We start from the raw sequence: 26175 nt of genomic DNA, 5'->3' as shown, positions 1-26175 counted from the left end.
ATAATATAGAAGTTAAGTCGAAAGTATTTAATAATTTTATTGGGTACATTTTTAAGAGTGTATAGTAAATATTGAAAAATTTACATATCAACTGTTTATGCTTATTATAAAGACGATCAAGTCCAAATAAATAATCTGTTATGATTTATAGCTTTATAATTGAAATAAAAAAAGATAATCAGTTCGCTTTATTTGTAGAGAGTCAAGGATATAAATTACCCTAATATGATTAATAAAAGGCTTTTAATAAAAAGTTTACTTTCAAAAAATGATGAGAATAGCTTTTATGATAAGAAACAAAAGCTATCTCTACAATCAAGAGAAGGTAAAGCAAAGTTTGTGAAACATGTTTGTGCGTTATCAAATTCGAATCCTGATAATAATTCCTATATAGTAATAGGTGTACAGGATGAGGAAAATAAAATTATTGGAGTTGATTTTTTTGATGATAGCAAGATTCAAAACTTAGTCAATGCATATCTTGTCAACCCACCCAAAATTAGTTATGAAAATGTTCATTTTCCGAGATTGCCTCGTTATAAGGTAATTGGATTAGTTACTATTTTTCCAAATAAGGAGGTTACCTCATTATCAAAAACAGCTTGGAAGTACCCCAAAAACACTATTTTTTATAGAGTAGGTAGTAATTCTTTACCTGTTGAAGATGAATTAATTTTAACAAATACTAATAAGCCTATTGTGGAAGCTATTGAAAAACATGCAAGAAATAATATAGAGCTTACTTTAAATGGGGTCTTTGACTTTTATAATCGACATAAGAAAGAGTATAACCCACAATATAAGGTTTTTAGTGAACAATTTGTTTTGTGTTGGGCTGGTAAAAAATCCTTAGTTAACGGAGAAGAATATTTTTCGAGGGTGGATATAGAGTTGATTAACGAGCAAGTTAGGTTGTTTTATTCAGATTTAGATGAGGTGAAAATTTCGTTTAATGAAAACTGTTTTATCATTACCGAATATATATTACTTGGTATTGATAAGGAGTATAAGTATTATCCTTTAGAGAAAACGATTATTAATTTCAAGGAAAATGGACGACATGATATTGCTACAGAATTTTTGTTTAAACCTCCCCAATTTGACAGAAAGGCATTGCATCATATTTATAATAGTAATAACTCGCTTGTTTCTAAAATAGAAAAAAAAATACCTTTATCAGCAATGGAGCGTGAAGATCTTCTCAAAATACCTACATCTTATCTTATCTGTTATATAAATGGCTTTTCAGAAGCTGCTGAAAAATTAAAAAAAGTTAAAACTTATATCCGTAGCTTGGAGAGAAAAAAGACATATATAGAATACAAAGAAGTTTTACGAGTTATTCGTAAGGTAAAATATAATTAAAAACTAGCTTTAGAGATTATTTACCGTATTAAAATTATACTTCTTTTCAAGTTTAGTTTTAGAAATAAGAAACTTTATGAACCGCAATAATATTAAAATTTTAACGATGTCGATTGTTGGTTACTATTTATGTTTATTAATCGATTTCTTTTTTCGATGGCCTAAAAGACAAGTAGGATAGCTGTTTTTAAATATTTAATCAAGCATGGCAACTACTCTTGCAGGTGCAGCTGAAGCACCAACAATTTTTAAAGGAAAAACAGCAACTTTAAATCCTGATAGAGGTAATGCATCAAGATTTACTAATTGTTCCATGTGACAATACTCCTTATTTTTTCCAACCAAATGAGCCTCCCAGAATAACTCTGGATCATTGGTTTCTTTCGCTTTTTTAATTAGGTAGGGAAGAGGTAAATCCCATCCCCAAGCATCAATACCCATTATTTTGATTCCTTGATCAATTAACCATTCTGTTGCTTCTGCACTCATTCCTGTCCCTTTTTTATGAAAGTCCTTTGTTCCATTAAACTTATCACGACCAGTTTTTATTAAAACAATCATGTTTTCTCTTAATGCCAGTTTGTTTTTTGATAGGTATGTTTTGATATCCTTAACTGTAATTACTTCAAAATCAGGCTTGTGCTTCATGTCAATAACAATGCCTTCTCCAAAGCACCATTCCAAAGGAATTTCATCTATAGTTTTTGATTTTTTTCCATTTGTTGTAGGTGAGTAATGCCATGGGGCATCAATATGCGTAGTAGAGTGAACACCCATTTTTTGAATGGTGTCGTCAGCCCAGCCAGAAAATCCTTTGGGAAATAATTTAAAAGGGAGTCCTAAAAAACGAATCAACCATTTTGCTTTTTTATGCGGTTTATGCTTAATTTTTACCTTCATAAACCAAGGATCTTGTTTGTTGTTTTTTATGGGTTTTGATAGATCAATGATTTTCATCTAATAAAATTTAGTTAGGATCAAAAATAATTTAAAAATGATAATCAAAGATTGAATTTTAATATAGATAAAAAAAACCTTACAGGTGTAAGGTTTTACTATTGATATTTTAATGATTTTGGTCAGATTTTTCCGCCATCTAGTTTATCTTGCCATTCAAGAAGTTCTTTCCATTTTCCATCGTAAGCTAGTTTGGCCTGTTTGGGCCATGTTCCGGGTTTATGTATTCTATACCGATCGCCACCGCTATTTAATACTTCTTGGCATTTTTCTATTGAAGTTTCTGAAAGATCTTTCCATGTTTTGATATTAAACTGGTGAAATAAACCTTCAATTTTAGGCCCAATTCCTTCAATTATTTTTAGATCATTATGCTTTATTTTTTTTCCAAATACAGTTTTAGCTAATGCTGAATCAAAGCTTTTTTCTTTAACAGACACTTTGGTAATATTATTGTTTTTAGACGATAATCCTTTTTCTAATTCAAAACTTTTTGTTTTTTGTGCTTCTAACTCTGATTTTAGAAAGTTTTTTTGGCTTTCGCAAGATTTTAGTTTTGAAGTTAATTCATCTAATTCGCGTTTGTCACCAGAATTATCGCTTTTAAATAATCTTCCTAAAAGATAACCCAAAAAAGCGCATATAACTCCAACTATTATGGGAATTATCCAGCACCAAGGTATTTGCGTAGCTAATGCATTCATTTTTTTATTTTTATAAGTTATTATTAAGTTCTTTATGTACTAACAATTTTCATGTTGAATTATAAATATTTCTTCCTTAGTTTTTTATGGCAGCTTTTTGTTTCCTGAATAAGAGCTAATACTAAAATAGCTATGTTCAAATGTTATATGCATCTAAAAGAGTAGCCGAAAAACATAAGTTCTGTTAAATATATTAAAAAATAAAAAATAAAACCCTTATTTACAGGTGTTTATTTGTTTTTTTGCTTTTGGTAAGTTAGAAACTTGATAATTGTTTTTTCTAAAATGAAATTTTTATGGTGTTAACTCTTAAGTTTTTAGGATAAGCTAAGAGTTCACTTTTGATAATAGTTAAATAAGGGGTAACTATAAAAATAAAGGATGCGTATTCGAAAATGTTAATTCATGCTAAATAATTGTTAACTAATTGTTTAATATGTAACATTTTAAAAAGTGAAGAGTCTTTTAGATATATTATAAAATTAAAATTACAACCATGAAAAGAATTGTATTAACCACCTTTATCATTTTAGTTTCATTTACATCAGTAAATGCCTCAACAAATAAAAGTGAAATTTATGAATCATATAAAGCAGACCTTAAAGGTCCTAGTACATTTTGTAAAATGATTAGGTCAGGAAATTATGAAAGCGTAAAGGCTTTTATAAAGAATGGAACTAATATCAATAGAAAATCGCTTGGATTGACCCCAATTATGTACGCAGCACGTTATAATCAAGTTAAAATATTAAAGCTCCTAATTAAAGAAGGAGCAAAATTAAATACTAAATCTTCAAATGGATATACGGCTTTAGAGTATGCGAAAATGTCTAAAGCAGATGAAGCTCATGCAATACTAAAGCAAGCACTAGAAAAATAATAAATTTAATTAATTGATTTATAAGATCGTCCAGTAGGACGGTCTTTTTTATTTATTTTAGCTAAAAATTAATAAATATGACTTTATTACTGATTTACGCGACACTATCAATACTTTTCTCTTTTCTATGTTCTATTTTAGAGGCTGTTTTGTTAAGTGTAACGCCAACATTTGTAAATGTAAAAAAGAAAGAAGGTAAAAATTATGCTGATGACTTAGAAGCATTAAAAAAAGATGTCGATAAACCATTAATTGCGATATTAACTGTAAACACGATAGCACACACTGTTGGTGCAATTTTAGTTGGTGTACAAGCAGAACAACTTCCTTATAAATTTGAAATCTTAGGAATAAATGTTGTTGGAATAGTATCAGCTATTATGACAATTTTAATTTTGGTGGTTTCTGAAATTATTCCTAAAACTATTGGAGCAACTTATTGGAAAGGTCTGGCTAATTTTACAGCCAAAGCTTTAAAAATTCTTATATTTCCTTTACGATGGACAGGAATATTATGGATATTACAATTGACAACAAAGTTAATTGGAGAAAAAGGAGGTCATGGCGAGAGTGTCCTCAGTAGAGAAGACTTTACGGTGATGACTGATATTGCAGAGAAAGAAGGTGTTTTTAAGGAGAATGAAAGTAAGGTAATACGTAATATGATCGGTTTTAAAGAAGTGCAAGCGAATCATATTATGACGCCGAGAACAGTCCTTAAATCAGCTGACGAAAATCAAACAATTCAATCGTTTTTTGATGAAAATCAACCGTTACGATTTTCTAGAATTCCTGTTTATGCAGAAAAAACAGACAATATAACGGGGTACTTTTTAAAAGATCAATTGTTGTTGTCATTGGTAAATGGAAAAGGAGAAGAACCATTAAAAAATATTAAAAGGGAAATTATTGTCGCGAAGCGAGACTTATCTATTCCTGATTTGTTTGAAAGACTTATAGAGAAAAGAGAGCATTTGGCTTTGGTGGTAGATGAGTTTGGAGCAGTAAGTGGATTGGTTACCCAAGAAGATGTTATTGAAACACTATTAGGTTTTGAAATAATGGATGAAAGTGATAATGTAGCAGATTTACAGAGCTTTGCAAGAAAGAACTGGGAAGAAAGAGCAAAACGACTTGGGATCATCAAAAAAGAGAATGAGTAAAATATTTTAATAGTGACATGTTAAAATTGTACAGTGTTATAATGTGTTAGAAAAGATAAAAAATGGTTTACTTTTATCAGTTCAATCACTTGTTTTTCTTAATACTTAAAAATTAATCTTGCTCAAGATTACCATATTGTTGTTAGAAGGAATAAATACCTAAAGTTGAATAGATGATTCTTCAATAAATACAAACAATTAGGCTTGAGGAATGATATAATTTGTGTGTTAAATTATTCAAATACTAGATTGGTACACAAAATAGATTAGATTTAACATGACCAATATAAATTTACTTGAAATGATATAGGATATATGTCTTTCATGGATTAATGAAGTGTTTAATTTTTTAACAATTAAAAGATTAAGCTATTGCTTAAAATGCTGCTTTTTAAATAGTTTAAGCTTTCAAAATAGAAGAACGATTATTTCTATGATTTTTAAAAATTAAGGAATTAATTTTGCTAAATTATCAAAATTAATATTTGGTTTTTTATTTGTTGGTTCTCTTGAAAAATTGGTATAAGGACTTGTGGGTAGATTAAAAAAACCACAATTTTTCAAGAAAAACATTGATCCTTCAGTACCACCTTGAAAGTCTAATCGATCTCTATTCGTTCCAGTTGCGTCAACGGTAAATTTACCATTTTTTAATTCAATCCATTGATTACTGGTAGTATATGCCCACTGATTTGAAAGGAAAACTTTTCTAGTCTGATCACCTGTGCTTGTATAAAAATTTTCTAGAAATGAATGAGGGTTTTTCAAATATGTATTTGTTTTCGGCCTTCTTAGGCTTGCAATAAATTCCCATTTCTTTTTTTCTGGAGAAAAAAAGAAAGCTGTATAAATTGTCGCATTATTCTTTGATGGTGTTACTTTAAGTAAAAATTTGTACGTTGTATTAGATTTCCAAAAATACCTTTTAAAACATTGCTTTCCTGAGCCTTCATTTCCAAAGTCTTGTACAGTTACATCATCCCCATTTCCTAGATTAGTAACTTTAAAATCTTCCGGGACTTCGTTGGGGTTATCTGTTGAGTAGGCACTCCATATTGAAAACAAAATTCGTCTCTCAGTCTTAGAGTTTACTTGAATTCCAAAATATCCTTCAGAACATCCATTAGCCATAAAAAATGAGCCTAATTTATCTTGATTATTAGGCACCTTTAGTTCATTATAAAACCAAGTAACTTGCTTGTTATTTGGTATTTCATAGCTCATATGAACTGAAGGTCCTCTTCTTCCAAAATAGATGCTTTTACTAGGTATAAAGTCAATTTCTTTAGCAGCATCGCCTCCTAAAAGTAAGTTTGAAATATCAGCTATTTTTGTTCCTTTGTTTTCGACACAACTTATTTCTATGTATTTATAGCCAGGTTCAGCAATTGAAAACTTACCAATTTCTATGTCTTCAATTGAAGTATTGTTAACTATAATTTCTTTAACCTGATTATCAAGACTAAACTTGAGTTTAGTACCTTTGGCTCTGGTTTTTAACCTTAACCCAACGTTTAAGTCGCCAGAATGTGCTGTTTTAAAATAAATTCGAAATTTATCTGATGCTTTTGTCCAATTGGAAATTCCTAATTCATTAATAATTTCGCGGTTTCTCATATCACCATTAACTAGCCATGCATTAGCTCCTACAGATAGAGTTTCAGAAAATTCAAGTAAGTTCGAGGTTTCATTAGTGGGTGTTTTTCCTTCTTCTTCTGAACAAGAAAAAAAAATATAAGAAAAGAGAATTCCCACAAAAAGGCTACGGGAAATTTTAATTTTGTTGATGGTAACCATAACTAATAAACTTTTTTGATTTACAATATACAAAGTTCTGTTTACTAGTGTTTTAATTTTTTTAAGGAATGGTTGCCCAAAGGCTATTTAAAGCCGTATTCCAATTATGATTCTATTTTCGGTGTTGTCATTAAAGTTAGAGCGTACAAAATCGATTCTTAAAAAGCGCCACTTTCCAAAACCGATATTATCCAAACCAAATGAAAACTCTGAATAAGGTCTGTTGTTTGCTGTAAACAATCCTTTTGAGCCTACTACCAAATGGAATTTCAATAAATCTAGGTAGGGAACTCTGTTTAATATAGCACCTTTAAAATTGTGTTCCATATGCAATTCTCCATATTTATCATTAGTACTTAAGTTATAGTAGGGAAGTGCAAGAAAGTTGTCAACATAATTATCGTTAGGGGCAAATAATAATCTGTTCCCATTAAAGTGTACATAATCTATAAATTGAATATTTTTTTTCTTAAGGAAGGTGCCTCCTTTGGCTTCATAAGCAATAATCCCCCAGTGACCTATAGCAAAATCCTGAGATAATTGAGAAAACACAAGGTCAGAATTCCATTCAGTATTAGAAGCGCCAAAATTTTTTCGAAAACCAACATTCAAAGACGGATATTTTGAATTTCCTAGTTTTATTTTCTGGTTTGGATACGATAAATATTTTTGTCCGAAACGAATTTTTGCATTAATGTTAATAGACCATATGTTATGGCCTTCAAAAGAAGTATCAAAATTAAAGGGAGTCTCGGGATTGTTGGAGGTATAACTAATGTTTTTCCTTGGGAACATTACGTAATTTGTAGTATTAAATAAAGCAGTTCTATTAGCGTATTCAATGTTTGAGAATAGATGAACTCCATTAACTATTTCACGTGAGAATGAAATTTTAGCAAAAGTCTTTTCGTAAATTTTCATATAGTTCCTTTCAAAGTAAATAGAGCTAATGGTGTTCCAAAGCGGAGATATAGGATTTTGAGTATTGAACTGTGTTATAGTAGTTCCTCCTGAAAATGATAAAATCGGATATGTTCTATTGTTCCACTTATAGGATAGGAATCCAGAAGGTCTTAGCCTTTGATCTGAAAAACCATAGTTAGTATTAAGGCCAATATTTAAATGTTTTCCTTTGTTGTCATACTTTTTCTTATAGCCTATACCAATAGTAGAGTTCCAACCTTGAACGGTATTGAATGCAAGTTTTTTAATTGGAGATGAAAGTGAAACAGACCATTTCTTATAAGTGTTTCGGAAGGTGTAGCCTGTAATTATATTCAATAACTTGAATTTATTTTGTTTATTATCAATAGAGTCAAGGTGTTTTTTTGATTTTTTAATAATCATAAGACTATCTTTTTTTTGATAGTCTGAAACCTCTTCTTTAGTCAAGGGGATTGGTCTTGTTTTATTCCAATATGAAGTGTCTTTTTTTGTGGCATTTTCTGAGAAAGACAATACTTCATTTGTAAAGGTCGAATCATCAAAATTGGGAGCGAAATTATAGTTTGAATATGTTGCTGAGAAGCGTCCTTCAAAATTAAATTTGAATATACCAGCATCTACATCAATTATTTGAGTGGTTTTAGCCCAAATATCAAATTTTTTAACATAGTTGTAATTTTGTTTAATCTTTAATTCCTTTACAAAAGGAATTCCTGCCTGCATACCCGAAACAAGCACATCTACTCCGTAGATTGCCCAGTCATTTTCGACAATATATATGTGCCCTGAGAAAACACGATCATTTTTACGTTTAGGAATGAGTTGTATTTTATTTATCAGTCTGCCGTTTTTATTATAAATTGTGCCTACTAATTTGTATTTATAATAACCAAAAGCGTTATTTGCAATCGGTGATATCATTTCGGTATCATCTAAATTAAAAGAGTTCTCATAAAAATCGAAATTTACTTCTTCGGCTTGGTTAAAACTAATCCCATTATTTTCTCCCGCAACTTTTGAGGCAATGATTTGTTCATTAAATATTTTTGTTTTTTTTTGATGCTTAATAACTGATATGGTTTCAGAAAGATATATGATGCCGCTTCTTGTAGAATCCAAATTACCTCCCAAATTGCCGATTTCATTTCCTAAAAATTTCTGAGGAGCTTTATTTATTTTTAACATACCTCTTGAGTAGAAATTAGCTGTATACTTAGATAATTTACTTTTACTTAGTTTTTTGTTATCAATAGTTTTTTGAATTATTATATCAGCAGGATTCTCCTTAGAGCTTACCTGTACTTCTTCTAATGAAATTTGTTCTTCAAGGAGTATAATGTTAAGCGTTGTATAGCCACTGAAATTGAACTCTTTTTTTTGAGTTTCAAATCCCAAAAATTGAAAAACAACTGTATATATGCCTTTTTTTTTGATTTCAAGAGAGTAATTACCATTATTGTTTGTTGTCGTCCCTGTAACACTACCTTCTAAATAAACACTTGCGAAAGGTATTGGGTTACCCTGCTTATCTGATACTTTTCCAATCAATTGCCCAAAAGTTGAATTAGATAAAATAAGTAAAGTAAAAGTGACTATTAATTTTTCAAAAAAATCCATTAGATTTAATTTGTTTTAAATATAAAAATTTTATAGTCATTACTATATAAGAATGTTAGTTTAACATAGTGAGACTTTAAAATAAGATTTTAACAAAAATCTAATGTGTAATAAAAAAGTTATTTTTTTTTCTTTTTACCAAACAAACCTCCAAAAGCATCTTTAACTTTGTTTACAGCTTCTTTTTTAATATCCTTTGGGCTTTTCTTAGTAGAATCTTTTTTTGATCCACCTAGTAAATTTCCAATAGTATTGTTAACTAAACTTTCTTTTTGTTGTTGAATTAATTGTTTAGTTAATTTTGAAGTAGAAGAAGTTAGATCTGTTTGGACACTTGGAGAGGACATATTTCCTGTAATTTTGGCTGTTACAGGAACAGACATATTCTGATCTTTTTTATTAAGTTTTGCTAAAAGCCCAGAAACTTCACTCCCAAAATATTTAGCTGGAACATCAAGAGTCAAATTATAATTAACGCTTTGATCAAAACCATGACTTCCACCGATATTAATTCCGATATCTTTATATTTAAGTTTGAACGGCGCTACATTCACTTTTCCATTTTCAAAGGATAGTTTGGTTTTGATATCTGATAAATTTAATTTGGTCATATCTATAAAAGATAGCTGCCCATCCAATAAACTCAAAGCTTTTGTCTTTTTTGGGTCAATTTTAGTGTCAAGTAAATGAGCAAGAGCCTTTCCCGATATTGTTTTTAGATTTGGGGTGAAATCATCGTTTAAACTACCGGATAAGCTAATGTCAGAATTAAGTTTTCCATTCATTGATCCAGCAATAGGGCTTAATGATTGTAGTAAATCCATAGCATTAAAAGATTGAGAAATATCAAATGAATCAACACCAAGTTTCATAGAAAATGTTGGTTGTTCTTTTCGAGTATCTACTTCTCCATTCAAAGAGACTTGGCCATTAAAAATTCCTGCTTTTATATTTTTAAAAGTAGCCTTCTGATCTTTCAACCAAAGAGTTCCTTTAACGTTTGACAAAGTTAAATTATCATAAAATACATTTTTTGCATTTGCATTTATTTTACAATCAAGAAAGGCTGGTATTTTCAAGGAACTTTTGCTTGATGTTTCACTTGTTTGCTTTTTTTGAATTTCTTCGTTGTTCTCTTCCATGAAATCACTGATATAGAAATTAGATGAAGCTACATTGAAAGTCCCTTGTAGTTTTTTATCAGACAGTAAGAAACCAAGAAGATTGTTAATTTGTCCAGTAGCATCTATATCACTATTACCTGTATAGGCTTGAAATTCATCTAATGAAATTTTTTCTGGAGTAAAATTAACTTTGGATTTTTTAATATTAATAGAGTTGACAATATCATTCGAAGAATACAAGAAATCATTGATTTGAACTGTTCCGTTATTTTTGATACGATTAATTATATTATTTTTAATAGCATTAACATCAAATTTTGTTTGAAGATTGGCTTTAAGAATACCACTTAGTTCATTATCTAATTTAACAGGGTAGGCTTTAGTCAAGTTAGCTAGGTTTAAAGTTCCTTTTAGCTTGGCATTAATTAACGGGTTCGTTGTTAAATTATGAATATTACCGTTACCAGAAAAAACATCTTCATCAATTTTAAAAGATAAATTATCAATAGTTACAAAGGTATTATCTATTTTACCTGTCGTATTTTTAATAGTTGTATTAATATAAATATTCTTTACACTTTTTGGTAACTCGGGATATTTAAAAGAGGCATTTTCTGAACTTAAAGCAATATTTATATTTGGAATTGTTATTTGATCAAGAATACCCTCTATTTTACCAGAAACACTGAAATTACCCGAAGTTTTTACATTGGAAACGTTTTTTGCATAAGTTTCTGGAATTAATCCTAGGAAGTTCTTAAAGTCTGAAGAAGGAGTTTTGAAGTTTATAGATATTTCTTGATTGCGATCATTTAACTTAACAAAACCATTAAAAATCAAAGGAAGATTATTTAATTTAGCCTCATTTTTAAGAAACGAAAACTTATTATTTACCAGATCCATTCCCAATAGAGCATCAAGTGATATTTTCTGTTCTTTGGCATAGTTTGTGCCTTCCATTGCGATAGAAACAGAACTACTTGTTATTGTTTTTAATTCACTATTTTTTTGTGAGAAGTCTCCTTTTCCATTATGGTTAAAATCTTCTAAAAGTACGATTGTCTTACTTTTTTCATCGTAATATTTTATTTTAGAGTTTGTTATGCTGTAACTTTCGATCGAAAATTCGAAAGAAGAAGGTTTTGAGTTTTCAGTTTTTTTGTTTGTGGTGTTTTTAGTTATATTATAATTTGCAATCCCTTGTAGGTTTGTAAGAATATTAATCTTAGCATTATTAATTGAAAAAGAATTTAAACTCTTCTTTTCTCTAAAAAGATCAGTAAGTTTTATGGTTCCATTAATATCTTTGGCAAAAATTAATGTATCTCCTTCGAAAGGCTCCGTATTTATTACGGAAATATTTTCGATACCAATCGAGGCATTTGGAAAATCGCTAAAGAAGCTAAGATTAACATCTGAAAAATCAATTTTCGCATTTAAATTTTCATTTGCTGCCTCTTTTACCAAAGAAATAATTTTATCTTGAAATAGTACAGGGGCAATTAACAATGAAAGAAATAAAAAAAAGATAATTCCTAAGATAGCTTTATAAAACTTTTTCACACATTTAGATTTTAAATTAAACGACAAATGGATTCACATCCTTAAAGTTATACTATAATTATTACTTACAAAAGTTATTAGCAAGAAATAGTTTAGATAACATATACATAACGAACAAAGGTCTGTATTTATTTGCAAACAAAATAATAAGAAAAGTATAAAAGTAAAAGTTTTGATAATTTTGCAAAAAAGAAACAGTTTTGGGAGATACCTTAAGAGATCAGTATAGTAGTTTTATAAAAGAGCAAGCAAAGCGTCTTGGTTTTTTAAATTGTGGGGTTGCTAAAGCCGAATTTTTGGAAGAAGAAGCTCCTCGTTTAGAAAAGTGGTTAAAGAAAGGATATCATGGACAGATGCATTACATGGAAAATCATTTTGAAAAAAGATTAGATCCAAGGTTGTTGGTTGAAGGAGCAAAATCTGTAATTTCATTGTCGTATAATTATTTTCCAGCAAATCAACAAAAGTCAAAAGAATATAAAATATCAAAGTACGCATATGGCCAAGACTATCATTATGTTATTAAAGATAAGCTAAAGGAATTATTGCAGTTAATCAACGATGAGATCGGTGAGGTTTCAGGACGTTGTTTTGTTGATTCAGCCCCTGTGTTGGAAAGGTCATGGGCAGAGAGATCAGGCATGGGGTGGAATGGTAAAAATTCTCTATTAATACAAAAGCAAGAAGGGTCTTTCTTCTTTTTGGCAGAATTAATTGTTGATATTGAGCTTTCTTATGATTACCCATTTCAAACAGACCACTGCGGTAGTTGTACAAGATGTATTGATGCGTGTCCAACACAAGCAATATTATCCAATAGTACAGTTGATGGTAGTAAATGTATTTCATATTTGACTATTGAATTAAAAGACGCAATCCCAAATGAATTTAAAAATAAAACAGAGGGATGGATGTTTGGATGTGATATTTGTCAAGATGTGTGTCCTTGGAATAGATTTTCTAAGCCCCATTCAGAGCCATTATTTAATCCACACAAAGAGTTGTTGGAGATGGATACTAGGGATTGGCAAGAATTGACGCAAGAGACCTTTGGAAAGGTATTTAAAAAATCAGCAGTTAAGAGGACTAAATTCTCAGGTCTTCAACGAAACATAAAATTTCTTCAGTAGACTAACATCTCTTACAAAAAAGAAAGAGGGAAGTATTATTTTTTAAAATTATATAAGGGTTAGTGTGTAAATTTATATAAGTGTTTTTACTATTTTGTTTTAGGGGTTGTTTTCTTTAAAGTACGTTAAAGGTTTGTTTTTGAGTTTTTTGAGTTTGCTTTTTTTTAAGGGGAATTGAGGGGGTAATGAGCGAAGTGTTTTTTTTGAGTTATTCCTAAGTTGTTTTTTTGAGTAATTAAATTTAGTTTTAGTACTCTCAATTACGTAGTTGAAAATTAGTTCTTTATTAGTTGCTACTCTTCTTCGTAATTGGAATTTATTAACCAAATTTAGTTAAAAATGTCAATTTATCAAGTTCAAAACAAATGGGGAAATTCCCCATTTCAGAATGGGGGAATCTACGTTTTAGGTTCAAGAAGTAATCAATTAATTGTAGATGTTAATATTAAATCTGAAGATGGAGGTAAAACTCTTGCTGGAACCATAACTTATCAAGGCGAGGGACCAATTGGCTTCAAGGGAGTTCAGGTTGTTGGGAATAATTATAAGGTTAAAAATGAATGGGGAGATACTTGGAATGATGGCGGTAATTGGGTTATTGGAGGAAGAGATGGGCAGAATGTCGTTGCTTTAAAAGCAAGTGCTACATCGGAAGGGTTAGATTTGATAGGAAAGGTAACTTACGAGGGAGAAGAATCAATTCTTTTTGAAGGAGAAAAGATTTCGGGAAGCGCATATGAAATAAAAAACCAGCATGAAGAGATAAGTGATTCACAGAGTCCCGAAGGAGTTTTTGTTTTAGGTGCCCGAGATAGACAACATCCAGTATCTATAGATATGGATTCAGAGGATAATGGTAAAACTTTATTGGGAACAATGACTTATGAGAATGAAGGAGTTATTGGAGTAAAAGCAATTCATGTAATGGGTAATGTTTATAGTGTTCAAAATCAATGGAATGGAGAGGTTTCTCCATGGCACCCTGGTGGATGTTTTATTATTGGAGGTAGAGTTGCACAGCGTGTTATAGAAATACAAATCATTTCAAAGGACGACGGACAAAATTTTTCAGGAGAAATAACATATAATAATGAAGAGCCTATTCTTATTGAAGCTTCTGTGATTGATAAATTGGCAACAGTATAAAATTTATTAAATTAAGGAGATTGTTTTTTATTTTGTGAAGCAGTCTCTTTTTTTAAAGCTCTATTCAAAAGATTTTTGTTGATTCGGTTGCTTAACAAATACAGGAGCCCACTAAAAAACGAGTGGTAACTCATGTATTCTTGTTATAAAAATATTATTTATATTTAATTGTTTGTTAATCACCAAAGAAAAACCAATTAAGCCCTTTTTTAATGGATTTAGCATTTTTTTCTTTGTTACTTTCTTCTTCGAACAAACTAACTACGAATTCATCATAATTCATTTTAACTTCTTCTTTTAAAAATGCTTCAAAATAGAGCTCACTAGCTTTTTCTCCTTTGATTTGTTCAATTTCAAGTAAAGTTTTATAAAATGGAGCTATTTGATCAATAATGCTATTTTGGATAGCCTTTCTTCTTCCTGTGTAGCCAATGGCTTTTCCGTTTTCATCTCTTTCGATCTCAAAATCAGTGATTACCCAATAATAGCGGCCAGACCTTGATAAATTTTTTACAATAGCATTAAAGTTTTCCTCCTTTTTTAGTGAATTCCAGAGGACTTTAAAAACAATTTTAGGCATATCTGGATGCCTAATAATATTATGTGGTTCTCCGATAAGTTCAACTTTATTGTATTCTGAAGCTTCCTCAAAAGCATCATTCATGTATAAAATTGTACCTTTTAAATCAGTTTTACTAATGATGATTTTTGATTTATCCCATTTAACTTCTTCATCAATTATTTTTGTTGGACGGGGGGACAGGTTTGTGTTCATTTTTTGTAAGTTTAATTATACACAAACATAACTTTATTAAATAAAAAACACAAGGGAAACCTTTTTTGCATATAATTGCTGATGTTCCTTATAATTAAATGTTTGAAATAGTTAAAAGGCTTTTAATTACAAAAAACAGTTAAATCCTCTTTCAATAGAACTTCTCTTTTGATTATGCTTTTTTCTGATTTCTTCTTAGAATAGACCAATATCAAATTTATGGTAGTTCATTTTAAACTCTTTTTTTAAAAATATCTGAAAATAGAGATAACTATATCTTGCACTTTTTAATCTTTCAATAGTTAATAAGTGTGTTGTAGATAGGCTCAATCTTTTTGACAACACCTTCCGGAACAGATTTTCTTCTAGCGATATAACTGCAAGGGATTTTATTTGCGTCTAAGTCAATAGTAAAGTCTGCAATTATCCAGCAATATTTACCATGTTTCGTTGCGTTTTTAATGATCGCATGACAATTTTTGTGTGCTTTAAGTGAGTTCCAAAGTATTTTAAATGTAACTTTAGGTATGTCTAGGTTTCTAATAATATTATGCTGTTATCCAATTAGTTTCGATCCAGTATACTCACAAACTTATTCAAAAATTTCATTCACTTAAATTATTGTTTCTTGAAGATCAGTTTTTCTAGCTGTTGTTTGTATTGTGTTCCATTTTTTTTAGTTCAACGTTTTTTATTACTTTGAGGAATACAAAAAATAGATAGGGTTATTTAGTTTAAATATGATGTTATGTAAGATAATAAAAAATGACTTTTATCGGGTTGTGAATTTGTTACTCAAATACAAAGCTTATATTTGTAAGTTAATACAAACAACACTTTTATGAGCGAATCAAGAAAAAGACGAGAAGCTTTATTATATCACGCTAAACCTACACCAGGGAAAATTTCCGTAGTACCCACTAAAAAATATGCAACCCAACATGACTTATCATTAGCCTATTCTCCAGGAGTTGCAGAGCCATGTTTAGAAATAGCAAAAGATAAAAATAACGTATATAAATATACATCTAAAAGTAATTTAGTAGCCGTAATTTCTAATGGAACAGCGGTTTTAGGTTTAGGAGATATTGGTCCAGAAGCTTCAAAACCCGTTATGGAAGGAAAAGGAGTGCTTTTTAAGATTTTTGCAGATATTGATGTTTTTGATATTGAGGTAGATGTAACAGATGTTGATAAATTTGTAGAAACAGTCAAGGCAATTGCTCCAACATTTGGAGGAATTAATTTGGAAGATATAAAAGCTCCTGAGGCTTTTGAAATAGAAAGAAGGCTAAAAGAAGAATTGGATATTCCAGTAATGCATGATGATCAACACGGTACAGCAATCATTTCTGCGGCGGCATTAATAAATGCATTAGAAATCAATGGAAAGAATATTGCAGAAGTTCAGATAGTTGTGAACGGGGCGGGTGCAGCGGCCATATCATGTACTCGTTTATATCTTGCACTTGGAGCTAAAAGGGAAAATGTAGTCATGTGTGATAGTAAAGGGGTTATCAGAAAAGATAGAGATAACTTGACTTCTCAGAAAGAAGAATTCGCATCCGATAAAAATGTTAGTTCACTAGAAGAGGCAATGCATAATGCAGATGTTTTTATAGGGCTTTCAAAAGGAAATGTGGTAACTCCAGAAATGTTACTTTCAATGGCTAAAAACCCTATAGTTTTTGCAATGGCAAATCCTGAGCCAGAGATTTCCTATGATTTAGCTGTAAAAACAAGAGAGGATATTATCATGGCGACAGGTAGATCAGACCATCCAAATCAAGTAAATAATGTATTAGGCTTTCCATTCATATTTAGAGGTGCATTGGACGTTCGTGCAACCAAGATAAATGAAGCCATGAAGTTAGCTGCTGTAAAGGCTTTGGCGGATCTTGCAAAAAAATCAGTGCCCGAGCAGGTTAATATAGTTTATGATGAAATTAGCCTTTCTTTTGGAAAAGATTATATTATTCCTAAACCATTTGATCCTAGGCTAATTTATGAAATACCGCCAGCGATAGCAAAAGCAGCTATGGATTCAGGAGTAGCTAAGGAGCCTATAGAAGATTGGGAGAAATATAGAGAAGAATTAATGGATCGATCGGGCACTGGAACAAAAGAAATAAGATTATTGCATAATCGTGCTAAAAAAGATCCAAAGAAAATTGTATTTGCAGAAGCAGACCACTTAGATGTTTTGAAGGCTGCTCAAAGAGTATTCGAAGAAAAAATAGGGTTTCCAATTTTACTTGGAAGGAAAGAACTTATTTTGGAATTAAAAGAGGAGCTAGGTTTTGATGATGAAGTTCCAATTTTAGATCCAAAAACAGATGAAGAAGAAGAAAAGAGAAATCGCTATGCAGAAGTATTTTGGAAATCAAGACAACGAAAAGGAGTTACCTTATTTGAAGCAAAAAAGATGATGCGTGAACGCAATTATTTTGCCGCAATGATGGTTAATTCAGGAGAAGCAGATGCTTTAATAACAGGATATTCAAGACCATATCCTTCTGTTGTTCGCCCAATTTTAGAATTGATAGAGAAAGATAAAGGGGTTACTAGGGTGGCCGCAGCTAACCTAATGTTAACAAAGCAAGGTCCAATGTTTTTGTCTGATACTACGATTAACGTAAATCCAACAGCAAAAGATTTAGCTAAGATAACCCAATTAACATCTGCATTAGCCAAGATGTTTGGAATGAAGCCTAATATTGCAATGCTAGGTTTCTCTAATTTTGGTTCTACAAAATCTGAAAGTTCAGTGAAAATTAGAGAGGCAATATCTTATATCCATAGAAATCACCCAAGCGTAATTGTTGATGGTGAATTACAAGCAGACTTTGCTTTAAATCCAGAGCTTTTAGCTAAAGAGTTTCCTTTTTCTAAATTAAACGGAAAAAAAGTAAATGTTTTGATATTTCCAAATTTAGATGCAGCTAACATAACCTACAAGTTAATGAAACAAATTAATGAAATAGAGTCAATTGGTCCAATTTTGCTAGGTATGAGTAAGCCTGTTCACATTATTCAATTAGGAGCGAGTGTCGATGAAATGGTAAATATGGCTGCTTTAGCTGTAGTTGATGCTCAGAATAGGGCTGTGATAAAAAAAGCTTAGATTTTTGAAAAACATTAAAAGCGATAATTTTTAAAAACAAATAATTTTTCTACATTAGTCATTAAGAAAAAAAAGATAAATGATAACACAAATAAGGGGAAAGCTTGTTGAGAAAAATCCAACAACTGTTATTATTGATTGTAATGGAATAGGGTATTTACTCCATATTTCTTTAAACACATATTCTTCATTATCCAATGAGGAAAATATTCTTTTGTATACTCATTTATCTATTAGAGAGGACGCTCATACCCTGTATGGTTTTATTAGTAAAAATGAACGAGAAGTTTTTAAGTTACTTATATCGGTTTCAGGTGTTGGTCCAAGTACGGCAAGAACAATGCTTTCCTCAATGACTTCTGAAGAAATTCAACAAGCGATAGCTTCTGAGAATTTTAAGTTAATTCAATCAGCCAAAGGGATTGGAGCAAAAACGGCTCAAAGGATCGTTGTTGACTTAAAAGATAAAATACTTAAGGTATTTGAATTGGAAGAAGTTTCTGTGATTCAGAACAATACAAATAAAGAAGAAGCGTTATCTGCTTTAGAAGTCTTAGGATTTGCTCGGAAACAAGCCGAAAAAGTTATCAATAAAATATTAAAGGGAAGGCCTGATGCATCAATAGAAGAGCTTATAAAGCAGGCGTTAAAAAACTTATAAAAAAGTTGAAAAATACATTTACGAATAAATTATTTACAGCACTTGCCCTATTGGTAAGTGTTGTTTCGTTTTCACAAAGTGTTACCAATAATAGTGCAGTTATGGATACCATAATACCACTTAAATACAATTTTAATCATGATCAAAAAGGAAAACTTTTTTTAAATAATCCGTCAGAGTTACAGGTAGCATATGATAAAGTACTTAACAAATTTGTGCTTGTAGAGAAAATTGGAAATTATCTAATTGGTACTCCTATTTTTTTAACACCAAAAGAATATGAAAAGTATCGACTAGATAAAGATATTGCATCTTACTTTAAAGAAAAAGTTAACGCTGCTGATGATAGAAAGGGCGGAAAAAAAGGGGGGAGAAAAAATTTACTGCCTAAATATTATGTTAATTCTAAGTTTTTTGAATCCATCTTTGGAGGAAATACAGTTGAGGTAATTCCAAGAGGTCAGGTAAACATAAAGTTAGGTGGGGTATATCAAAATAATGAAAACCCTCAGATATCGATTGATCAGCAAAGTAGTTTTACTTTTGATTTCGACCAACAGATTAGTGCTAGTTTACAGGCTCAAATTGGAACAAGATTGAAAGTAACAACAAACTATGATACTCAATCTACCTTTAATTTCCAAAATTTGATAAAGCTTGAGTATACACCAACAGAAGACGATATTATTCAAGGTATTGATGCGGGTAATATAAGCATGCCGATTAAAAACTCTTTGATAAATGGAGCACAAGCCTTATTTGGGGTTAAAACGGAGCTTCAGTTTGGAAAAACGAGAGTAACTGCTGCATTCTCTCAGCAAAATTCACAATCAAGAACCGTTGTTGCTGAAGGAGGAGCAGCTCTTCAGGAATTTGAGTTCAGAGCCTCTGATTATGATAATGATAAACACTTTTTCCTTGCTCAGTATTTTAGAGAAAATTATAAAAAAGCACTTGCACAGTATCCGTTAATTAATAGCCCTATTAACATTACAAGAATTGAGGTCTGGAAAACTAATAGAGCACAGGCAGTTGATGATTTTAGAAGTATTGTTGCAATTGCAGATTTGGGAGAGTCAAATACAACGCCTCTTTCTAATAATCTTGTTAATAATTTGGTTGTAGATCCTTCCATTACACCTATTCAGGCAAATGGGGTAAATCTACCCTACAACGGTGTAAATAAACTTAATAGGCTCTTAGTAGAGAATGGAGGCATAAGAGATATCGCAACAATGCAAAGTGCCTTTGAGAACGAAGGAATTACAGGAGTTACGCAAGGAACAGACTTTTCATATTTACAAAACGCAAGAAAGTTAAGACCCAATGAATACAGATTACATCCGCAATTAGGATTTATTTCGTTGAATAACAGGTTGCTAGATGGAGAGGTGTTGGCTGTTGCTTATGAATACACTGTGGTTGGAGCCTCAACAAACGAGACTGTTTTTAAAGTAGGAGAATTTTCTAACGATGGAGTGGTAGCACCTGCGAACTTGGGAGTTAAGTTGTTACGAAGTGAGATTTTAACAACTACAAGACCAGGGGCTGTGCCACCTCAGCCATTTCCGACATGGCAATTAATGATGAAAAATGTTTATGCTTTGGGAGCATATCCACTAAGAAATGAAGGATTTCGTTTTGAGTTGTTATATAGAGATGATGAAACAGGGATACTACAGAACACATTGCAGAATGCATCGGATGGTGATATAAAAAAGAAACCCTTAATGCAAATTTTTCATATTGATCGTTTAGATCAGAGTCAAAATCAGATAACTGGAGGAGATGGTTATTTTGATTTTGTAGAGGGGTCTACTGTAAATTCCGAAAAGGGATACATTATTTTTCCAGACCCAGAGCCATTTGGTTCAAATTCATATTTAGATAGTGAACTAATAAATGCAAACGATGATAAGAAATTTTTATTTGAAGAATTGTATTTAACCACTAAAATTCAAGCCAAGAACGAATATCAGAACAAGGATAAATTCTTTTTAAAAGGGTATTATAAATCTGAAACAAGCAGAGGTATTTCTTTGGGTGCTTTCAATATTCCAAGAGGGTCGGTTAATGTTACAGCAGGAGGAAGAACTCTTGTTGAAGGAGTAGATTATGTGGTAGATTATCAATTGGGGAGAGTTCAGATTCTTGATCCTGGGCTGGAGGCTTCGGGAATTCCAATTAACGCGACCGTCGAAAACAATACTTTTTTTAATCAACAAAGAAAGACGTTCATAGGTATTGATGTAGAACACCGATTTTCAGATGATTTTACTTTAGGAGGTACATTTTTAAATGTTAGTGAACGCCCAATTACGCCTAAAGTTAATTTTGGAGGAGAACCCATAGATAACGTAATGCTGGGGTTAAATTTTGATTACTCAGCAGAGGCGCCTTTTTTAACGAAGTTAGCCAACAAACTCCCTTTTGTAGAAACAGAGGCTCCATCTAAAGTCTCAGTGAGAGCAGACATGGCTTATTTATTACCGGGATCGCCTAGTGGAATTGATGTAAACGGTACAGCTACTTCTTATTTAGACGATTTTGAAGCATCGCAGATTCCGATTAATTTAAACTCACCTCAACAATGGTTTTTAGCGAGTACTCCAGAATCGCAAGGCTTTGAAGATGATGGAAAAGAGAATAACAATATAGCATATAATGATCATAGAGCAAAGATTGCTTGGTACAACGTAGATCAATTGTTTTATGGAACTGTTAATAGGCCCAGTAATATTGACGAAAATGAGCTTTCAAGAGATGAGGTTCGCCAAATTCGATTTGAGGAACTTTTTGATCTTGATCTAGATATTACGCAGCAAAACTTGGTAAGAACATTAGATCTGGCGTACTATCCTTCAGAGAGAGGTCCCTATAATTTTAATGCGAATGCAAGTGAGGTAAGTGTTGATCCTGGAGGGAATAGTGTTACCCTAACAAATCCAGAAAATAATTGGGGAGGAATTATGCGCTCATTAACAACTAACAATTTTGAACAGGCAAATGTAGAGTACATTCAATTTTGGCTGATGGATCCTTATGATAATTATTCATTAACTACTCAAGAAGGAGTACCTGTTGGAATTAAACCAGCTGATATTGCAAACCAAGTAGGTAAGCTGGTAATTAATTTAGGTAATATTTCAGAAGATATCTTACGTGATGGAAGTAAACAGTATGAAAATGGACTCCCCGAAGATGGGTTAAAGACTGTAGGAAGTAACGTGAGAGAGTCTGTTTGGGGGCTTACTCCAATTAATCCGTCAATTTTGTATGCTTTTGCTTCAGACCCTGCAGCAAGGAGTAATCAGGATCTTGGTTTAGATGGATTAAATGATAGTGAAGAAAAAGCAAGATTCAACGTGCCTGTAGGAGGAAGAAATTACAATCAATTTCCAGATCCAGCGGGAGACAATTTTCAGTTTTTTAGAGGTGGTGACTTAGACAATGCAAATGCATCTATTTTATCTCGTTACAAGAATTATAATAATACGCAAGGAAATTCTCCAACACCTGAGCAATCTTCAGAAACCTATCCAACTTCATCGACTACGTATCCAGATACAGAAGATATTAATAAGGACCAAACGATGAATCCTGTGAGTAGTTATTACGAATATGAAGTATCGTTAGATAAAGTTGACTTGAATAGAGGTATTGGTTTTAATCATATTGTAGATATAAAAGATACACAAGTAACACGCCCCAATGGAACTGAAAGAACAACCAGATGGTATCAATTTAGAATTCCTGTTAGGTCGGGTACGCCAATAAACGGTATCTCTGACTTCAATAGTATCCGTTTTGCAAGAATGTTTTTAACACGTTTTAAAATGCCTGTTGTTTTGCGTTTTGGAGAATTAGAGCTTGTAAGAAGTGATTGGAGAAGGTACGTGCAGTCAGTTCCTAACGATCAATTAAACAATTTTGAAATTGGAGTTGTTAATATTGAACAGAATGGTGATAAGTACGAGTTGCCACCAGGAATTCAACGAGAATTATTACAAGGAACGAATAGAATTCAAAGGCAAAATGAACAATCAGTTACTTTAAAAGTAACAGACCTACCAGCAGATTCTATTCGCACAATATACAAGAATATAAGTATTGACATGCGACGATATAAAAAGATGCGAATGTTTTTGCACGCCGAAGATCCCGTTGCAAATCCAGGTCAAGGACAAGATGCAGGAGCTGTTGCTATTATTCGTTTGGGGACTGATTTAAACGAAAATTACTATGAAATAGAAAAACCGTTGGTTTATTCTGCTTTGGGAGGTACTCCTGTAGCAAGCCAAGTATGGCCAGAGGAAAATAATTTAGATGTGATTTTAGAGGATTTATCAGGGTTGAAGTTGCAACGTCCTGCAGGTTCGTCTGTTACAGATTTGTTTTCTGGGACGAGCTCTAATGGTCTTAAAATATCGGTAAAAGGAAACCCTACTTTGGCTCAAATTAGGACTGTTAGTTTAGGAGTGAAAAATACATCTCCAAGTCCAAAATCTATAGAGGTTTGGTATAATGAATTGAGAGCGGTAGGTTTTGATAATAAAGGAGGTTGGGCAGCTGTTATGAATGCTGATGCTAACCTTGCCGATGTTATGAATTTTTCTGTTGGTGGAAGAATGTCTACTATTGGTTTTGGAAACGTTGAGGATCGTGTTCAACAAAGAAGTCTTGAAGAGGTAAAACAATATAATGTAGCAACAAATGTTCAGTTAGGCAAAATGATGCCTAAGAAATGGAACATGCAAATACCCATGAATTATACCTATGGAGAAGAGTTTCGTGATCCAAAATTTGACCCTCAATCACAAGATATTACATTAGAGCAAGCACGCACTGCGGCAGAAAATTCAAATAATGTCCAGGCAAGAAAAAATATAGCAAACGCTCAAGATTACACACGTAGAAAAAGTATTAGTTTCATTAATGTTAAAAAGAATAGAAACCCAGAGAGTAAGAAAAAACAAAAATTTTACGACGTAGAGAATTTTTCAGCATCTTATTCTTTCAATGAAGAATACCATAGAGATTATAATATTGAAAAATATCTTAATCAAAACTTGATGGCAGGAGCAAGCTATAATTTTAATTTCAAGCCTTTTATCATAGAACCATTTAAAAAGACTAAGATTTTAGGAAGTAAATATTTAAAATTTATCAAAGACTTGAATTTTAACCCAGTACCTAAATCTATCTCAGTAAATTCAAGGATCAAAAGAAATTTTAGCTCACAAAGATCAAGAAATTTAATAGAAGGTTTGACTCCACAACCAGAGTTGAAACAGCGTAACTTTATGTTTGATTGGGATTACACGGTTGGCTTTGATCTAACAAAGTCATTACAACTTAATTTTAATGCAACAAATAGTTTCATTTATGACAGCTTTGGTAAGACTGAAGATTTGGAGCTTTATGATAAGTTTTTCAACATTGGAAGGCCCAATACGTACCACCAGAAATTAAACGGAACGTACAAGGTGCCTATAAATAAAATTCCGTTTTTAGGATTTATAACGGCAGATTATGGGTACACAGCAGATTTTGACTGGCAAGGAGCGTCGCAAAGTCCAATTATTGAAGAGATTAATGGTCAGATGGTAGAAACAGGTAATGTAAGCGACAAGGTTGGGAATATGATTCAGAATGCCAATACCCACAACCTAAATACTACCGTAGATTTTGGACGTTTTTATAAAACATTAAAATTAGATAAGCTCTTAGCTAAAAAAGCTAAAAAGCAACCTGTTAAAAAAGGTTCTTTGAAATTAGGCGAAAACCAAAATTTAGAAAGATTAAAATTGAGGAAAAATGCTAGTTTTAGTCAAAAAGCATTGAAAGGTCTTTATGATGTATTAACCTCTGTAAAGAGGGCTAAAATTAGTTATAGTCAAAATAATGGTACGCTTTTGCAAGGATATAAGCCATCAGTTGGGTTTTTAGGTAGAAATAGTTATGGGGGAGGTTTAGCACCTTCTTTAGGATTTGTTTTTGGAAGTCAGACAGATATGATTAGGAACGCTATAGATAATGGATGGTTAGTTACTAGAGACCCCAATAATCCTAATGATACTTATTATAATAAAAATTACGGTAAAAACAGTAATACCAAATTAGATTATAATATTTCTGTTAAACCTCTAAAGAGTCTCACCATTGATTTGAGGGGAAATAGAATTCAAACTAGAAGATTAACGCAACAACTTGATATTATTAAAACAGGAGTAAATGGAAATGGGGAAGATGTTTTTGAACAAAATAACACCATTAAGCCTTTTGAAACAGGAGATTTTAGTATTAGTCATTTTATGTTATCTACGATGTTTACTGACGGAGATATTTTATATCAAAACTTTAGAGATTACAGAGGAACAATAGCAAACAAACTTTATGCTGAATCTGGCTTTAATAGACCTGTTAACCCTGATGATCCTGCATTTAAAGAAAACGGTCAACAAGCAATGCTTCCTGCGTTTTTAGCGGCTTATTCAGGAAAAACTCCTGATGCTGTAAGTACGAGTCCGTTTAGAAACATACCAATTCCTAACTGGACATTGCGCTACAATGGTTTAATGAAGTATAAATGGTTTAAGAAAAATTTCTCGTCGTTTACGCTTACTCACGGATATAAATCATCTTATACACTAGGAAATTACACCAATAATTTACAATATGAGCCAGGTGTAGGAAATACTTCTGGGAATTTTCAACCAGATTTATTGATATCATCGGTAACATTAATTGACGAATTTTCACCATTAATAAAAGTTGATTTTAGAATGAAAAGTGCACTTTCATTTAAAGGAGAGATTAGAAGAGATAGAAGTTTAACTTTAAATTTTAATAATAATACAATTACAGATATTAATGGAACAGAATATGTGTTTGGATTTGGATATAAGATAAGAGATGTTAAATTTGTAACTCGATTTACTGGGAAAAAAGAGACGTTGAAAGGGGATGTTAATTTAAGAGCAGATATCTCCTTGAGAGACAACCTTACGTTAATCAGAAATGTTGACGATAGCAATAATCAAGTTACAGGTGGGGAAAGATTGTTTGGTATTAAGTTTTTAGCAGATTATAATTTAAGTAAAAACATAACGGCATCTTTTTATTACAATCATCAAACATTTAATTATGCAATTTCAACAACATTTCCAAGACAATCAATTAATGCAGGATTAAACCTAGTTTATAATTTAGGAAATTAAAAAT

General features: G+C 31.5%; 14 protein-coding genes. 8 read left to right on the top strand and 6 right to left on the bottom strand.

The genetic code is table 11. From position 1 onward, the window contains the following. Positions 1 to 225: 225 nt before the first annotated feature. Positions 226 to 1365, top strand: coding sequence for an ATP-binding protein (locus ACSIGE_RS08495; RefSeq protein WP_440879444.1), 1140 nt, complete (start codon positions 226 to 228; stop codon positions 1363 to 1365). A 195-nt stretch (positions 1366 to 1560) separates the two neighbouring features. On the opposite strand, the gene ACSIGE_RS08490 is transcribed toward ACSIGE_RS08495, so the two are convergent. Then, entirely contained in the window at positions 1561 to 2322 is a 762-nt protein-coding gene (locus ACSIGE_RS08490; RefSeq protein WP_440879443.1) for a cyclase family protein, read from the bottom strand. Positions 2323 to 2444: 122 nt separating this feature from the next. Continuing rightward, entirely contained in the window at positions 2445 to 3026 is a 582-nt protein-coding gene (locus ACSIGE_RS08485) for a hypothetical protein (RefSeq protein ID WP_440879442.1), read from the bottom strand. Positions 3027 to 3522: 496 nt separating this feature from the next. Here ACSIGE_RS08485 and ACSIGE_RS08480 point away from each other — a divergent pair, with 496 nt between their 5' ends. Then, positions 3523 to 3906, top strand: coding sequence for an ankyrin repeat domain-containing protein (locus ACSIGE_RS08480; RefSeq protein ID WP_440879441.1), 384 nt, complete (start codon positions 3523 to 3525; stop codon positions 3904 to 3906). A gap of 77 nt (positions 3907 to 3983) precedes the next feature. Continuing rightward, positions 3984 to 5069 carry a CNNM domain-containing protein gene (locus ACSIGE_RS08475; RefSeq protein ID WP_440879440.1) on the top strand — a complete coding sequence of 362 codons (1086 nt, stop codon included), beginning with the start codon at positions 3984 to 3986 and terminating at the stop codon, positions 5067 to 5069. 447 nt (positions 5070 to 5516) lie between these two features. Here the strand turns inward: ACSIGE_RS08475 and ACSIGE_RS08470 are convergent, their stop codons facing one another. The 3 genes from ACSIGE_RS08470 to ACSIGE_RS08460 all read right to left on the bottom strand — a co-directional run bounded on the left by ACSIGE_RS08470 (position 5517) and on the right by ACSIGE_RS08460 (position 12115). Further along, on the bottom strand, positions 5517 to 6866 hold the full coding sequence (locus ACSIGE_RS08470) for a DUF3472 domain-containing protein (RefSeq protein ID WP_440879439.1): 1350 nt from the start codon (positions 6864 to 6866) through the stop codon (positions 5517 to 5519). An 87-nt stretch (positions 6867 to 6953) separates the two neighbouring features. Then, positions 6954 to 9428 carry a DUF5686 family protein gene (locus ACSIGE_RS08465; RefSeq protein ID WP_440879438.1) on the bottom strand — a complete coding sequence of 825 codons (2475 nt, stop codon included), beginning with the start codon at positions 9426 to 9428 and terminating at the stop codon, positions 6954 to 6956. Between the two features lie 119 nt (positions 9429 to 9547). After that, positions 9548 to 12115 (bottom strand): AsmA family protein, encoded by a 2568-nt coding sequence (locus tag ACSIGE_RS08460; protein ID WP_440879437.1) that lies wholly within the window; start codon positions 12113 to 12115, stop codon positions 9548 to 9550. Between the two features lie 200 nt (positions 12116 to 12315). On the opposite strand from ACSIGE_RS08460, the gene queG reads away from it, so the two are divergent. Together queG and ACSIGE_RS08450 are read left to right on the top strand one after the other, a co-directional pair. Then, positions 12316 to 13245, top strand: a complete 930-nt coding sequence (queG, locus tag ACSIGE_RS08455; protein WP_440879436.1) for a tRNA epoxyqueuosine(34) reductase QueG — start codon at positions 12316 to 12318, stop codon at positions 13243 to 13245. Between the two features lie 339 nt (positions 13246 to 13584). Then, positions 13585 to 14391, top strand: coding sequence for a hypothetical protein (locus ACSIGE_RS08450; RefSeq protein ID WP_440879435.1), 807 nt, complete (start codon positions 13585 to 13587; stop codon positions 14389 to 14391). 175 nt (positions 14392 to 14566) lie between these two features. Here the strand turns inward: ACSIGE_RS08450 and ACSIGE_RS08445 are convergent, their stop codons facing one another. Then, complete coding sequence (locus tag ACSIGE_RS08445) at positions 14567 to 15166, bottom strand: PAS domain-containing protein (protein ID WP_440879434.1); 600 nt, start codon at positions 15164 to 15166, stop codon at positions 14567 to 14569. A gap of 841 nt (positions 15167 to 16007) precedes the next feature. Here ACSIGE_RS08445 and ACSIGE_RS08440 point away from each other — a divergent pair. The 3 genes from ACSIGE_RS08440 (at position 16008) to sprA (ending at position 26171) form a co-directional block, all read left to right on the top strand. After that, the gene (locus tag ACSIGE_RS08440) at positions 16008 to 18290 is read left to right on the top strand and encodes an NADP-dependent malic enzyme (RefSeq protein ID WP_440879433.1); all 2283 of its coding nucleotides are present in this window, start codon (positions 16008 to 16010) and stop codon (positions 18288 to 18290) included. A 79-nt stretch (positions 18291 to 18369) separates the two neighbouring features. Next, positions 18370 to 18951, top strand: coding sequence for a Holliday junction branch migration protein RuvA (gene ruvA / locus ACSIGE_RS08435; RefSeq protein WP_440879432.1), 582 nt, complete (start codon positions 18370 to 18372; stop codon positions 18949 to 18951). 5 nt (positions 18952 to 18956) lie between these two features. Continuing rightward, on the top strand, positions 18957 to 26171 hold the full coding sequence (sprA, locus tag ACSIGE_RS08430) for a cell surface protein SprA (RefSeq protein ID WP_440879431.1): 7215 nt from the start codon (positions 18957 to 18959) through the stop codon (positions 26169 to 26171). Positions 26172 to 26175 lie beyond the last annotated feature (4 nt).

This window comes from Tenacibaculum profundi (genome assembly GCF_052050075.1).
Lineage (GTDB): Bacteria > Bacteroidota > Bacteroidia > Flavobacteriales > Flavobacteriaceae > Polaribacter.
This window is presented reverse-complemented; position numbering and strand designations above follow the sequence as displayed.